The following is a 15,327-nucleotide window of genomic DNA, read 5'->3' on the forward strand; positions in this document are numbered from 1 at the left end:
TTTCGGTCAGCTTTTTATTCAAGTTTCTTTAATTTCCGCTTTTAATTCATTCCGCAAACTTGCTCAAATTCCGACCGTTTTTTAATTCAGGTTTGAGTGAGTAATTCCAGCGTTGTTTTTCCAGTTCCGATTGTGCAAACAAGCTAAAAAGTCAAGCGTAATTCAATTCAGAGCTTGAGTGAGTAATTCCGTTGTTGTTTTTTCATTCCACATTTGAGTGATAATTCCGAAAATTTTGAAATTCCGCACACAGTTTTTCTGATTTATCTACCTTAAAATTCTAAAAAAAAAAATCGAAAAATAAACCAGTCTTTTTTCAAACCGCAAACTTGCTCCAGCATTAAAGCTAACGGTCTCGGCTATGAGTAGTTGCGTGGTCTAGCACTTAACTTTGCAAGTACACACCAAACTGAAAATCCGTGAGGATTTTCAGAAGTAGGCGAGAACAAGCAATTACTTATAGCCAATGTTGCCTGTAGTTATTATTTAAATTTAATCAATTTTAATATTTTTAAATAAATCAACTAATTCAGCACTTGAAGGTCTTGGAGTGCTATAATCTACAATATTACCTTCAGGATTAATTAATATATATCTTGGAATACTATTTATGCCATATTCTTCAAAAAAATAATTATCATTTTCTGTTGCAAACAGGTGTATCCCTGTCAAAGATTTCTTTTTTATAGCTTTTTTCCATTTCTCTTTATTGTCCTTCCATGCAATACTTAAAAAAGTAATGTCTTCATGTTCTTGTTCTAATTTTTTTAATGCTGGCACTTCTGCAAAACAGTTACCACACCAAGTAGCCCAAATATTAATAAACACAAACTTTCCTTTAAAATCATCAAGAGAATTTATACCACCAGAATAGTTCTTGTAATTAGCAAATTTTGGAGAGGGAGTTCCTTCTTTCAATTTATTAAATCGAAAGTAAAGGTCTGTCATTCTAGCTTTAATTATTGTATCATTTCCAGTATAATATTTTTTAAAGTCATTGTAAAAAGCTTGAGTGTCTTTTGCGTTTAAAAAATAGAAATCTGCACTATTTGCAATTAAGTCATTTTTTATGTGTTCGTTTGGAACAATCAAAGCCAAATCTTTAATTGCATTTTGAAATAGTGAATAAGATGGATTAAGTTTTTTAGACTCATTTTCTATTTTCCTAAGCTGTAAATTGTAATAGCTTGTAACCAAATATTTGTAATGTACATATTTTTTATAATCTTCTTCGTTGGAGTAGTCAATATCTAATTCTTTATTTAATCCCGATTTATCATGAAGATAGAGAGAGAGGTTATTAAGGTATTCATATTTAATTGAAGCTCTTTCATGTATTTTCATTTCATTAGTCAGCTTAGAATCATTGAGTTTTTGAAGTTGCTTTTCTTTAATATCACTGAGAATGGTTATTATTTCTTTTTCGGATTTTTCTTCTAAGCTAACATCATTAAAACTTTTCTCTCTTGATTTATTAACAAAGTATTCGTTAGTTGTAATGTTATCACCTTTTATTGTAGCTCCTTCTGTTTTAAATTTTTTTGAATCGTATTTAATGGTGTATTTGTTTGATGGACTTAAATAGAATTGAATCATGTTGGTCTTATCTGATATTAAATACAGTTCCTTTTTTTTAATATTTAGAGTGTCAAGAAAACTTCCATCTCTATTTAAATCAATAGTTATGCCTTTTCGGTGAGAATTATACTGAGACCTAAGCTCTATTGTTTTTGGTCCATTTTTAATTGTGCCAGATATAACAGTGTAATCAGTTTTTTTTTGACAGGAATAATTAAAAATCAGCATAAAGTTTATTGTACTAATCAATATTATTTTCTTTGTCATATGTCGTTTTTTTAATTACAGGCAACGGTTAACGGCTAGAAATTCGTTGCGGAAAAATCCGCAGGATTATTCCGCCGTAAAACGAATTTAGTAAAAAGAAATGAATTTTCGGAAGAAAATTCAGTCGCAATGATTTTTAGCCAATGTTGTTTTTAGTAGCGGCCTACAAGAGTGAGCAGAGTCAGTTTGCGTGTCTGTTATTTTATCCGCAGCGTTTATTTAGTCGGCAATTTATTGGTCGGCTAAATTTTTATCCAAAACGCTAATTTTTAGCTTTCAAATTTAATTTTTTTTAAAATCCTCAACAGTAGTTTTTCACGCAAAGTTTTAAATTTTTAAAGAATCCGAGTGATTATCGGTTGCAGTTTTTTTCAGCGTTTTGCTGAAAGTCGGTCGCAATTGAGTGATCAAATTTTAACCGGCATTTTGAGAATCGGTTTTTTTTAAAGAGTTCGAGTGAGCGTCGGCCGCTATTGAAAGCAACGGTTTATGGTATGGTGTCGTGCGGGATTACGAAGCGATTTCTTATCATTTTACACCGACTTTTTTTACGAGCCACAAACGCTCGCAAACCACTGAAACCCGCATGCACTATACCATGTGTTACCTGCTGGTGTTTATTCATTTATCAATCCGAGAACCTTTTGTTCTAATTCTTTTCCTCTCAAATTTTTTGCTACAATTATTCCTTCTGGATTTACAAGGAAAGTAGTTGGGTATCCATGAATCCCGAATGTTTCCTTGATTTTATTGGAATCAGTCGAAAGTATTTGAGTCCAGTTAATTGAATCTTTTTCGATCATATCTTTAAGTCCTTTTGAAGGGCTATCTCCAACAATTCCGACTATTTCAAATTTATCTCTGTCAGTTTTTTCATAGAGTTCTTTCAAGTTTGGGATTTCTTGTATACATGGGCCACACCAAATCGCCCAAAAATCAATCAATACATATTTACCTTTCAATTGTTCCGATGATATTTGAGATTCAGTCATAAAATCGTTACCCTTAAAAGAAAATGATTTAAAACCAATCTGTGTTGAATACAATTCACTTTTCGGCACTGTCATTTTTTCTAATTCCAGCGTATTGCTATTTAAATTAACCCCAATATTTTTATAAATGTTTCCATTGATTTCAATGAACTCATTTTTCGCTGTAAGTTTTTCAGGATTGATTTTATCTCCATCTTTTATACTATCATTTATCAAAACAATACTTGGTTTTTTAAATGATAAATTGGTAAATCCATCAGAGCAAACTACAATTTTTTCTCCATCGAAATCAGCTACTGAATATTGAGGAAAATTGCACATAAACATATTATATTGACTCATATGTGCTATGAAAAGCGGAGCAGCAATTAATTGTTTTTTACCATTTACCAATCTTTCGAATGAAACATTGATAGCATTGCTTAACGCAACAGAATCTTTGTTAATTTTTTCGCTTGGTGAAAAATCATATGGTATGAAGCTTTTATCATCACTAAAATCAAGATTATTATTTGCATCAACTATCATGTTTGTTACACCTTCTGAATCTTTACCAAAGGCAAATGCTATTTTAGTTTTTAATGGTTCTTTTGATAACTCAATAGTATCAGGTTTCCAATCCCATGATTTTTGCAATTCTTCATATCTGATTTTAGTAATGTTTCCAAGCAAATAGTTTTGATAAACTGATTGATACATATTTGTCTCAATATCTCCAAATTTTATTTCAGTCCAGTTTTCTGGTGCTCCTGTTACAGATAAATAAGTTTTTTTCCATGGATTATTCTCATCTTCAGAGTATGGTGAAATTCCACCAAGTGAAGCGTTAAAATATCCATACCCATTCTGATGAGTTAGTGGAAGTTTAATCGTTTTTTCTGTCGAGCAACTAATTAAGATTGTAATACAAATTGCTAATAGGGTCAATGTTTTAAAATTCATTTTATTGGGTTTAAATATTAATTTTCTCATTCTGTTTATTTATTGCTGTGCCGTTCTTTACACTTGCAGGTAACGGTCTCGTATAACCGTCAGTTACGGGTTTATATGCGTTAATATTCGGTTTAGCACTGACGTTAGCAATTCCGAGTGGATTCGGACGTAGTCGAATCCGCCGTAATTGCGGTTATACATTGTTGGCAATAGTTATTTTTTCAGATATTTCTTCACGAATTTCAGTTCCGATTTTTTGTCAATTTGGGAATTCGAAACGCAGACGCTTGTCCAAAATTTTCCATTCTCATCTATTTTTCCAAAAACCAAATACCTTTTATTTTTTTCGAAATAATAGTCGCAAAGATATTTTTCTTCTTTTTCCTCAATCAGTTTCAGATTCGATAGTATTTCTTTTCCGCGATATAATTTTATTGGTTCAAACTTTCCGTCTCCAATATAATTCCCGTAAAAAATTACAGTCGAACTTTCAAAACTGTCTTCTAATTTCAGTTCCGATTCACTTTTTTCGTTTGTTATTGCGTAAGTTTTGCATTCACACGCAAAAGATTGATTGAGATAGGTCAAAAATAGGATTAGTATTATCTTTCTCATTGGGTTTTTCTAATTATTGCCAACGGTCTCGTATAAGATTAGTTGCGTGGTTTAAGCAACTAATTTAGCAAATAAAAACCGAATAGAAAATCCGCGAGGATTTTCGTAAGTAGGCTAGAACCAAGCAATTAATTTTATACATTGTTGTAGCCAGTTTTTATTCATCGTCATCCATTGTTTTAAACTTAACAGGTATTCCAAAATTTAATTTCGCAGAATGACCTGAAGTATTTGAACTGTCACCTTTTATATTACCTCCAACAATAGCAGCTACTACACTTAATTTCGCTTCACTTCCTTCTTTTTCAATTACATTTACTGAAACTTCAAACTCAATTTTCTGAAATCGTGAAATTCCAGTTTCTACAACTGATACAGTTTCATTTAATTTAGGAACAATAGTCCCATTTTCTATTTCACTTTGAGCTTCGCTTACTCCTTCAATAATATCAGTCAAGGTTTTTTTGATAAATTTTTTTAATTCCATTGGTTATTTTTTAAATCTTCGATTTCTAGTTCAGCCCAATTCAGGACGTTAAATTCATTTCTCTTAAAATTTGATAAATCTACCTTATTAAATATTAACTGAACTTCGTTTTGTATTCGGTCAAAATTCACAATCCAAGGTGAACAAATTCTGTCAGTCAATTCAATTGATTCCGAAATGGAATTATTTTGGTCTGATATTTTTCCAATTATTTCAATTCGATAAGAGTTCTTTAGTTTCTCATATTTTGAGATTTCAAATCCGTTTTTACAATTCAGAGTTTCGCATATCAATTCCGCAAACTTTTTCCCTTTATCAAGTGATTTCTGGTTTTCAGTAATTAAAGTTAGTCGAAAGTTCTTCATTTCCTCAAATTGGCTACAACGGTTAACGGCTAGAAATTCGTTGCGGAAAAATCCGCAGGATTATTCCGCCATAGAACGAATTTAGTAAAAAGAAATGAATTTTCGGAAGAAAATTCAGTCGCAATGATTTTTAGCCAATGTTGTTTTTAGTAGCGGCCCACAAGAGTAAGCAGAGGCAGCTTGCGTGTCTGTTATTTTATCCGCAGCGTTTATTTAGTCGGCAATTTATTGTCGGTTAAATTTTTTATCCAAAGTGTTATTTTTAGCTTTCAGATTTAATTTTTTTTAAAATCCGCAACAGTAGTTTTTCGCGCAAAGTTTGAAGTTTTAAAGAATCCGAGTGATTATCGGTTGCAGTTTTTTTCAGCGTTTTGCTGAAAGTCGGTCGCAGTTGAGTGATCAAATTTTAACCGGCATTTTGAGAATCGGATTTTTTTTAAAGAGTTCGAGTGAGCGTCGGCCGCTATTGAAAGCAACGGTTAACGGCTAGAAATTCGTTGCGGAAAAATCCGCAGGATTATTCCGCCGTAGAACGAATTTAGTAAAAAGAAATGAATTTTCGGAAGAAAATTCAGTCGCAATGATTTTTAGCCAATGTTGTTTTTAGTAGCGGCCCACAAGAGTAAGCAGAGGCAGTTTGCGTGTCTGTTATTTTATCCGCAGCGTTTATTTAGTCGGCAATTTATTGGTCGGCTACATTTTTTATCCAAAGTGTTAATTTTTAGCTTTCAGATTTAATTTTTTTTTAAATCCGTAACAGTAGTTTTTCGCGCAAAGTTTTAAGTTTTAAAGAATCCGAGTGAATATCGATTGTAGTTTTTTTTCAGCGTTTTGCTGAAAGTCGGTCGCAGTTGAGTGATCAAGTTTTAACCGGCATTTTGTAAATCGGATTTTTTTAAAGAGTTCGAGTGAGCGTCGGCCGCTATTGAAAGCAACGGTTCGTATATGGAAAGTTGCATGTTTGTGAGCGGCGATTTTCCGAAGGAAAATCGGAAGCAAGCAAACGAGCAACTTCCATTTGTTTAAGGTAAAACTAGCAATTTTTTATATACAATGTTAGTTTTAGTGCTTTTTTTTGATTGAAAATCAGTCGGCAACCAAATCCGCTCAATTTATTTTTTTTATCAGATTATGATTGGTTAATCCGCAAGGTTTTTTTAATCCACAAAAAGCTCAAAATCCGATATAATTTTTGTTTATTCAACAGAGTGGAAGTCCACAGTAAATTTTATTCACAATTTTAGGGTTTCCGCAACGTTTGTCAAAATCCGCACAGTTATTCACTCTAATTTTAGAGTTTTTAATCTGCAAAATTTTGAAACTCGGCAGCAATCTTTTTCGGAATTGTCTATCTTAAAATTCAAAAAAAAATTCGAATCTAAGCACCAGGCATTTTTCTAACCGCAAACTTGCTTCAGCATTGAAACTAACGGTCTCGGCTATGAGTAGTTGCGTGGTTTAGCACGTAATTTAGCAAGTACACACCAAACTGAAAATCCGCGAGGATTTTCAGAAGTAGGCGAGAACAAGCAATTACTTATAGCCATTGTTAGGCAACGTTTTTATTTATTAATCATTTTTTTCAATTCCCCAATAGTTGGTTCTTTACCATTTAATTTTCTATGAAGCATAGAATGGCAATTTGGACAAACTGGAATTAAATCGTTTCTATAATCTATTTTATAATTTTTTCCGATTTCGTGAATTGGAACCAAATGGTGAATGTGAATAAAGTCTACTCCAATTTCTCCGTACATTTCTTTAAAATTCAAGTCACATACTTTGCAATTCAGTCCGTGAAAATTGACAGCATTTTCTCTCGCTTTTGAACTTCTCTCATATTTATTGACAATTACTATTCTTTTCGCTCCTTCATATTCTGTTTCTTCCTCATTCACAGTATCAGGAAAAAAGTCAGTTTGATAGTTGTCAGTAAAATAAGTTTCAATGTGTTTTAGCAGATTTTCATCTTTTATTTTTACTGGACCTTGTGGTGCAGCTTTTAATCCATTCTCTTTAAGATTCTCAAGTTTCATTTGATTGTTTGAAACTTGTTCGATAAGTCTTAAAGTCATAAATTTTCCATCTAACGATTTAAAATATTCCTCTTCGTCAAGCCAATATTCTTTATCGTCTCTAATTTGGTTAGAATTGAGGTCAATTCTATCAACTGTACATTTGTACTGTATCATCATTAAAGGTCGAGTACAATAAATGTAAACAGTATCTCCAACTTCAAATTTCGCATTTCCTTGTCTCCAATCTATTGAACCATAATGTTCAAAAGAACTTGAATGGTCGTACATTTTAGAATTTGCTGAAATTATCCAATTCATTGATTATTCTCGGTTTTTGTATTATACTGAAATAGGTTGACTTTTTTTTGATAGCTATATTTTAATATTTAGATGTGGAGTTGGTGTAAATTTACATTATTTTTTCGATAAGATCTGTATTCGATGTTCGGATTAAGATGAACTTCTGCAGGTTTTCTTAAGTTAAGGCTAAAATGTGCTCTAAGGTTATTATAGATATATACTGCTTGTTGTGTTAATTTCTGAGCTAATTCAGTGTTTTTAATAGTTTGTTTTAAACCGTATTCGTGTTTTAGTGTTCTGTTAATACGTTCAGCAACTGCATTTTCGTAAGGATCATATTGTTCTGTCATACTCATTGTAATATTATTATCTTCTGCAAACTGCGTGTATTTAGGATTGCAGTACTGGAAGCCTCTATCAGAATGATGAATGATTTTAAGATGAGGATATTTTCTGTTTTTAATGGCCATATCGAGCGCTTTTGTGCAAAGAGATGTTCTCATATGGTTATCGAGATTATATCCCATAATTTGCTTAGAATAGGCATCTGTAACTAAAGCAAGATAGTTGTGTCCATTTTCAGTTTTAATGTAGGTAATATCACTTACCCATAGTTGTTCTGGTCGGGTAGGGACGTGGTCTTTTACAAGGTTCTTATATTTTTTGTACATATGGTTTGAGTTAGTCGTTGTGATGTAATTTTTAGTTTTAGGAACGAGAAGATTATTTATTCTAAGGAATCTATAGAATTTATCTCTACCGATCTTAATATCAGCGTTTATGAAATCCTGTTTTAGTTCCGTATAGAGTTTGATTCCCCCCGTTTTAGATCCTACTTTTTTACGGTAGTCCTTGACCATTTTAATAAGCTTTTGCTGGTCTATTTCTTGTTTTTGTTGAGCTTTGATTCTTTTGTAGAAGGCTTGTTTAGATATCCCAAAACATCCATAGAGCCATTTTCTTTTATACGGTTTTTCTTTTTTAACTCTATCTCTTTTGCTAATGTTTTGGGTAATGACTTTTTTGACATATCGACACCTGTAATCAGTTCCATATCAGCGATTATGTCTTGTTGAAAGTCTTTTTGAAACTCCAGTTCTTCGATCTTTTCCTTTAACTTTTTAATTTCATCGTTTTTACTCATACCATTATTTTGTTGCACTAAGGTACTGTATTTTCTTAACCAATAGGAAATAGTTGTTCTTGGGACATCATATTTTTTAGAAGCCTGGTTGTTGGAGATATGTCCTGTAAGAATTTGGTCAACGACTAAAAGTTTAGTCTCTAAAGTTACTTTTTGGTAGCTTTTTTTTCGCCAGTGTTCATTTTGTGTTTTCATAAGTGACTATAATTAATGGTTTAAATTTTAGTCAACCTATTTCAGGAAAGTTCATTTGTCAAATGTTGCCTAACGGTTACGTATAAGAATAGTGCGGTCTTGTGTCCGAGGATTTTCCGTAGGAAAATCAGAGTGACTAAATACGCACTAAACTTTTGATTTAGGATTAAACTTAAGCATTATTTTTATACAATGTTGTGCAACGTATTTTATTTATTCTTTCTGTTTTTCGACATTTTCATTTCCGCTTTTACATAATCAACAATTTCATTATTTCTAAAATATTCGTAATCATAATCCTTGTCCGAATTATAGTGAACTAAATCTCCATAACTCTCGGTAAAAACTACGTTAAAATACTCGACGTTTTTACAGTCAGCTGTCGAACACAACACTTCTACAAATCCGAAATTCATTTTTGCAGAAGTACTATTGGAAATATCCGTTTTTAGTTTTTTCAATAACGATTCAATTTTCCTAATTTTCTCTTTGTCAGTAATTATTAATGAGGTTTTTCCACCATAAGAATGTTCCGCTTTATTAATCATTTTAACTTCAACTATCGGTAAAGAGCATTCTCTCCTTTTACAAGAAAATAAACAAAATAATAGAAAAATTAGAGTCAGATTTTTAAACATTAGAATTTTGTAGTGGAAGCGGTTTTTATGTTGCACAACGGTTCGTATATGGAAAGTTGCGTGTTTGTGAGCGGCGATTTTCCGAAGGAAAATCGGAAGCAAGCAAAGGAGCAATTTCCATTTGTTTTAGGTAAAACTAGCAATTTTTTATATACAATGTTGGTTTTAGTGCTTTTTTTTGATTGAAAATCAGTCGGCAATCAAATCGGCTCAATTTATTTTTTTTATCAGATTTTGATGTGTTAATCCGCAAGGTTTTTTTAATCCACAAAAAGCTCAAAATCCGATATAGTTTTTGTTTATTCAGCAGAGTAGAAGTCCACTGTAAATTTTATTCATAATTTTAGGGTTTCCGCAACGTTTGTCAAAATCCGCACAGTTATTCACTCCAATTTTAGAGTTTTTAATCCGCAAAATTTTGAAACTCGGCAGCAATCTTTTTCGGAATTATCTATCTTAAAATTCTAAAAAAAATTTCGAATCTAAGCACCAGGCATTTTTCTAACCGCAAACTTGCTTCAGCATTGAAACCAACGTTAGCGTATAAATTTCAGTTGCGGAAAATCGGTTACGATTTTCCGATTTAGACTGAAAGATAGAAAATTGCAATGAATTTCCGTAGGAAATTCAGCCGCAATTGAATTTATACATTGTTAGCAAACGTTTTATTTTCATCTTTTCAGTATGTAATTCTTATTCCGTTTTTATATTGATTCAGACATTTTTTGTCCAATTCTATTTTCTCATTAATGAAAGAAATGCCTTTTCGCGTCTCTTTATATACCTTAATTAATTCTAGTGTTTCTAAATTAATCAAAATGCTATAAGAATAATCTGTACTATAATCAGAGATTTCAAAGTTCAGATAAAATGGCATGATGTCTTTTGAATGATACCAAGAAGCAGATAAATTTAATTTTGCATTTTTATTTTCCTCAAAGTATTCAGTTATACATTCAGGGAATACAATTATTCTATTTCTAATTTGTAGTATTTTTTCAGCCTTGTCAAATTTCGCAGGACTATATTCATTCGGTAAACCAATTATATTTCCATTTTTGTCAATTTGAAGAGGTGTATCTTTATGGATAACATCTCTGTTTGTCAGAAGCAAAAATGAAAATAAAATCAAAAATGTTTTCATCCGATAAGTTTGGTTTTAATGTTTGCTAACGGTTCGTGTAAGGATAGTTGCGTGGTTAAGCATCTAACTTAACAAAAATGGAACGAACCAGAGGAAAATCCGCAGGATTTTCCGAGTAGGCTAGAACCAAGCAATTATTTTTACACATTGTTAGCGCACGTATTTATTTAATTCAGCCCAAGTTTCAATTCCGTAAATTTTTGAAATTATTTGTCCGTTATACTCCAAATATTTCCATTGCTCTAATCCGCTATCGAAAACTGAAACCATTTGGCTATTGTTTTTTATTTTAATCAGTTTATTAATCGTATCTATTTTTACTTTTTCACATCCAAATCTAGATTTGTACTTTTCAAGTACTCTTTCTGAAATATTTGAAGAGTCAAATTCCAAATCCGATGAATAAGTAATAATTCTAAAATCCTTATTATTTGATTTTATGGATTTACTGATATTAATGATTTCAATATTGTCAATTGAAATTGAGTCTATTTGCTTTCCAACCCGTTTCATTTTAGTCAGAAATTCATTTTTCTCATATACAGTCCAAAATTCAGTCGGCATGTAATCAACAGCTTTGTCATATTCAAAGTTTGTAATCAAATTGCTGTATTCCAAAAAATCAGATTCCAATTGATTCCTTGTGATTTCTTGTCCGCAACTAGTGTATGCAACAAGAATAAATAATATCAAGAGTGTTTTTCTCATATGTGCGCTAACGGTTCGTATATGGAAAGTTGCGTGTTTGTGAGCGGCGATTTTCCGAAGGAAAATCGGAAGCAAGCAAACGAGCAACTTCCATTTGTTTAAGGTAAAACTAGCAATTTTTTATATACAATGTTGGTTTTAGTGCTTTTTTTTGATTGAAAATCAGTCGGCAATCAAATCGGCTCAATTTATTTTTTTTATCAGATTTTGATTGTTTAATCCGCAAGGTTTTTTTAATCCACAAAAAGCTCAAAACCCGATATAATTTTTGTTTATTCAGCAAAGTGGAAGTCCACAACAATTTTATTCATAGTTTTAAGGTTTCCGCAACGTTTGTCAAAATCCGCACAGCTATTCACTCCAATTTTAGAGTTTTTAATCTGCAAAATTTTGAAACTCGGCAGCAATCTTTTTCGGAATTATCTATCTTAAAATTCTAAAAAAAATTCGAATCTAAGCACCAGGTATTTTTCTAACCGCAAACTTGCTTCAGCATTGAAACCAACGGTCTCGTATAACCGTCAGTTACGGATAAATATACGAAGTTTTTCGGTTTAGCACTGACGTTAGCAATTCCGAGTGGATTCGGACGTAGTCGAATCCGCCGTAATTGCGGTTATACATTGTTGCCATTTCGTTGTTTTTTCATACAATTCCGATTAATTATTTCTTTCCTCTCTTTCTCTAATTATTATGAAGTAGATAACATAAAGCCATCCGAAAATTCCGTGTAAAATTGCATACAAAATTGATTTATTTCTGTCCCAAGAAACAACAATAGCAATTACGCTTCCAATTCCAATTCCGTTTTTAACAACTGTTTGTTTTATTCCAGTATTTCCTGTTTGTTGGCTATAACACTCTAAAGAAAATATCAGTAAAAAAATCAAAATTAGTTTTACTTTATTCATTCCGATTAGTATAGATTACTTTTCGATTCTTTTTTTTCCTTTTCAAAGGATTTTGTTAAGTTTTCTAATTCCGTTTTCTTTTCGGATTCAGTCAATTCTAAATTTCCTTTAATTTTATTTCTTAATGATTTATATTTCTCTTTTAAAGATTCCAAATGGTCATTTTGTCCAAAAGAATGTAATTTTAATTCTTGCATAAATTTCGATTTTAGTGCGTTCCGCAATGAATGGCAACGGTTCGTATATGGAAAGTTGCGTGTTTGTGAGCGGCGATTTTCCGAAGGAAAATCGGAAGCAAGCAAACGAGCAATTTCCATTTGTTTTAGGTAAAACTAGCAATTTTTTATATACAATGTTGGTTTTAGTGCTTTTTTTTGATTGAAAATCAGTCGGCAATCAAATCGGCACAATTTATTTTTTTATCAGATTTTGATTGGTTAATCCGCAAGGTTTTTTAATCTGTAAAAAGCTCAAAATCCGATTAATTTTTTTATTCCGCAGAGTGGAAGTCCACAGTAAATTTTATTCATAATTTTAGGGTTTCCGCAACGTTTGTCAAAATCCGCATAGTTATTCACTCCGATTTTAGAGTTTTTAATCCGCAAAATTTTGAAACTCGGCAGCAATCTTTTTCGGAATTGTCTATCTTAAAATTCAAAAAAAAAAATCGAATCTAAGCACCAGGCATTTTTCTAACCGCAAACTTGCTTCAGCATTGAAACCAACGTTTGCGTATAAATTTCAGTTGCGGAAAATCGGTACGATTTTCCGATTGAGACTGAAAGATAGAAAATTGCAATGAATTTCCGCAGGAAATTCAGCCGCAATTGAATTTATACATTGTTAGCACCAGTTTTTATTCCATCTTATAAATTCGTCAAACTTTTCAATCAGATTTTCAGGCTTGCATTCAGTCCGCCATAAAACTGGATTCTCACTTTTGTCTTTTATTGTATCCCAGTCTGAATACTTAAGCACAATTTCTTTTTCATTCTTTTTTGTCTCAATGCTCAAAGTCCTTTGATAATTCAGTTTTCCTTTTTCAGGTTTGCTTATCAATAAGCGTCCTAAAGAAGAGCCTGGATAAAATTCAGACGAGTACTTTGAATTTTTTATATATTCAATTAAATCCAACACTTTTTCACTTGCCCATCCACCTTTAATTAAGTCAGTAAATCTTTCTGTCATTTTATTCCATTCCGAATAAAGCATTTCTGGGCTATAAGTCAATTTTTCTTGATATGCGTTTGTTGGATGTTTTTGCATTTTTCAAATTGGTGCTAACGTGTTCGTGTATAGTTTGTTGCGGAAAATCAGCTATGATTTTCCGTCATATTACGAATATAGCGAATAAGAATGAATTTCCGATAGGAAATTCAGCCGCAATGAGCTATACACGTTGTTAGGCACGGTATTTTTAATATTTATCCTTTTTCGATATTTTCAAATTCGTTAAAGAAATCAAATAATCACAAGCATTATAAAAATCGCCTTTTTCTGGATAAAAAACACTTACAGCTCTATAATTTTCGGAATTCACTCCTTCTAAAATCCATTCAGAACCATCAGTACCCATTGAATATCGACCTAATTCCATATTCCAAAAATCAGCTTTTTTAACTAATTCATTGAAATTTTTCCATTCCTTTTTAGTAATGTTTTTGCTTTCGTTAATTATTATTTCAATCGGTTTATGATTTTCATCTAATTTGAGAGTTTTCCAATTCAAATTATACTTTTGTTCCGTTTCTGAAATTCTTATTACAATAGGTTCGTGGAAAGACCTTAACCAAGTAAAGCGAAATATTTCATTATCAATTTTTCGATTAAATAGTAATGGTTCTTTCATTCCGAATAAATATTCAGAATACCATTCCATTACTGAATCATCGTATTTGTCTTTTGAGTAAATTCTTTTTGCTATATAGCTCGAATCTTTTTGTTGTATGTATTGAATCGAATCTATATAAGGAAACATTTCCTTTGGAAAGTAAAATTGATTTTTATCTAATGGAACATTTAGGGTATCAACTTTAATTGTCTTATCGAAAAATTTTTCAATCGGTTTTTTACATTGAAAAAGGAAAACAGATTGAACAAGAAAAATAAATAATATCGATTTCCTCATAGGTTGGTTCATGTTGTGCCTAACGGTTGGGCTATGATTTCGTTGTGGAATTTCACGCAGTGAACATTCCGCCTGAAATCTAACCTTATTATAAAAGTAAGGGTTTCCGTTTAGGAAATCCGCCACAATGAATTATAGCCAATGTTGTAAAACGTTTTTATTTAGTACTTTATAGTTAAATTCAGTTCGTTAAATTCCATTATTTTGTTTTGACTTTTATTGTCAAATTCAAGTGTCAAATGATTTCGTTGTCCATTTTTAAAATGAATATTTTTACAACTCTGAAAATAGTTCTTAAATACTTTCTCGTCCTTGTTTAACGGTAATTCGAATTCGGTATTAGTTAGTTTTCGTATTCCATTATTGTGTTTTGTTGGTTCATTATGGACTTTTTTTTCGGTACGATATGGCAGTCTGAAAGTCCAAGGTAAATTTGGATTTTTTTCGTTTGAAATTATGTCAATTGACATTCCTTTAGGAAAATAATTCGGCTGATAAATCTGGCTTTGTTCAAAAAGCTTGTCAGTCAAATTTGAGTTGACTAAACACAAGCCAAAAGGCGAGAAGGCATTTTTATCAAATTGTGAACGTTCCCAAAGTTTTGTTTTAGAAGTCAATTCGCTTCGGATTTCAGTTTCGTCTATAACCCATAGAATTTCAAGAAAAAAATTTTCAAAATAAAATTTTCGGTTTACTGTTCCTTGTCCTGGATGAATGCGACTACTTCCTTCAGTCAAACCAAACTCAACTAATTTGTCAGCTTCTTTTCCTCCATTATTGGAAAATATAAATATGTGGTCTATTTCCATATTTGTCGGTTCGGTTAAATGTTTTACAACGGTTTAGGCTATGAGTAGTTGCGTGAGTTAGCACTTAACTTTGCAAGTATGCACCAAACTGAAAA

Annotated in this window: 14 protein-coding genes and 1 pseudogene; all 15 read right to left on the reverse strand. The window is 31.7% G+C overall.

Annotated elements, in window-relative coordinates:
- Nucleotides 1-492: 492 nt before the first annotated feature.
- The 15 genes and pseudogenes from ACYX4H_RS11145 to ACYX4H_RS11215 all read right to left on the reverse strand — a co-directional run bounded on the left by ACYX4H_RS11145 (nucleotide 493) and on the right by ACYX4H_RS11215 (nucleotide 15,232).
- Nucleotides 493-1,845, reverse strand: coding sequence for a TlpA family protein disulfide reductase (locus tag ACYX4H_RS11145; protein ID WP_476236328.1), 1,353 nt, complete (start codon nucleotides 1,843-1,845; stop codon nucleotides 493-495).
- Between the two features lie 617 nt (nucleotides 1,846-2,462).
- Nucleotides 2,463-3,779: a TlpA family protein disulfide reductase gene (locus ACYX4H_RS11150; protein WP_476236329.1), complete on the reverse strand. Its 1,317-nt coding sequence runs from the start codon at nucleotides 3,777-3,779 to the stop codon at nucleotides 2,463-2,465.
- A 204-nt stretch (nucleotides 3,780-3,983) separates the two neighbouring features.
- Nucleotides 3,984-4,385 carry a hypothetical protein gene (locus tag ACYX4H_RS11155; protein WP_476236330.1) on the reverse strand — a complete coding sequence of 134 codons (402 nt, stop codon included), beginning with the start codon at nucleotides 4,383-4,385 and terminating at the stop codon, nucleotides 3,984-3,986.
- A 157-nt stretch (nucleotides 4,386-4,542) separates the two neighbouring features.
- Nucleotides 4,543-4,872, reverse strand: coding sequence for a hypothetical protein (locus ACYX4H_RS11160; RefSeq protein ID WP_476236331.1), 330 nt, complete (start codon nucleotides 4,870-4,872; stop codon nucleotides 4,543-4,545).
- Between the two features lie 1,927 nt (nucleotides 4,873-6,799).
- Nucleotides 6,800-7,573, reverse strand: coding sequence for an HNH endonuclease (locus ACYX4H_RS11165; RefSeq protein ID WP_476236332.1), 774 nt, complete (start codon nucleotides 7,571-7,573; stop codon nucleotides 6,800-6,802).
- A 68-nt stretch (nucleotides 7,574-7,641) separates the two neighbouring features.
- Nucleotides 7,642-8,493 (reverse strand): annotated as a pseudogene (locus tag ACYX4H_RS11170) (IS3 family transposase); the annotation flags it as partial.
- On the reverse strand, nucleotides 8,436-8,894 hold the full coding sequence (locus tag ACYX4H_RS11175; protein ID WP_476236281.1) for a transposase: 459 nt from the start codon (nucleotides 8,892-8,894) through the stop codon (nucleotides 8,436-8,438). The pseudogene ACYX4H_RS11170 and the gene ACYX4H_RS11175, both read right to left, overlap by 58 nt.
- Nucleotides 8,895-9,103: 209 nt before the next feature.
- Nucleotides 9,104-9,442: a hypothetical protein gene (locus ACYX4H_RS11180; RefSeq protein ID WP_476236333.1), complete on the reverse strand. Its 339-nt coding sequence runs from the start codon at nucleotides 9,440-9,442 to the stop codon at nucleotides 9,104-9,106.
- A 769-nt stretch (nucleotides 9,443-10,211) separates the two neighbouring features.
- Nucleotides 10,212-10,676 (reverse strand): hypothetical protein, encoded by a 465-nt coding sequence (locus ACYX4H_RS11185; RefSeq protein WP_476236334.1) that lies wholly within the window; start codon nucleotides 10,674-10,676, stop codon nucleotides 10,212-10,214.
- A gap of 150 nt (nucleotides 10,677-10,826) precedes the next feature.
- Entirely contained in the window at nucleotides 10,827-11,384 is a 558-nt protein-coding gene (locus tag ACYX4H_RS11190; RefSeq protein ID WP_476236335.1) for a hypothetical protein, read from the reverse strand.
- A 659-nt stretch (nucleotides 11,385-12,043) separates the two neighbouring features.
- Nucleotides 12,044-12,295: a hypothetical protein gene (locus ACYX4H_RS11195; protein ID WP_476236336.1), complete on the reverse strand. Its 252-nt coding sequence runs from the start codon at nucleotides 12,293-12,295 to the stop codon at nucleotides 12,044-12,046.
- Nucleotides 12,296-12,300: 5 nt separating this feature from the next.
- On the reverse strand, nucleotides 12,301-12,492 hold the full coding sequence (locus ACYX4H_RS11200) for a hypothetical protein (RefSeq protein ID WP_476236337.1): 192 nt from the start codon (nucleotides 12,490-12,492) through the stop codon (nucleotides 12,301-12,303).
- Between the two features lie 646 nt (nucleotides 12,493-13,138).
- Nucleotides 13,139-13,561 (reverse strand): hypothetical protein, encoded by a 423-nt coding sequence (locus ACYX4H_RS11205; protein WP_476236338.1) that lies wholly within the window; start codon nucleotides 13,559-13,561, stop codon nucleotides 13,139-13,141.
- Nucleotides 13,562-13,712: 151 nt separating this feature from the next.
- On the reverse strand, nucleotides 13,713-14,435 hold the full coding sequence (locus ACYX4H_RS11210) for a hypothetical protein (RefSeq protein ID WP_476236339.1): 723 nt from the start codon (nucleotides 14,433-14,435) through the stop codon (nucleotides 13,713-13,715).
- A gap of 149 nt (nucleotides 14,436-14,584) precedes the next feature.
- Complete coding sequence (locus tag ACYX4H_RS11215) at nucleotides 14,585-15,232, reverse strand: hypothetical protein (protein ID WP_476236340.1); 648 nt, start codon at nucleotides 15,230-15,232, stop codon at nucleotides 14,585-14,587.
- Nucleotides 15,233-15,327 lie beyond the last annotated feature (95 nt).

It is taken from the genome of Seonamhaeicola sp. ABD4_340 (assembly GCF_056312135.1).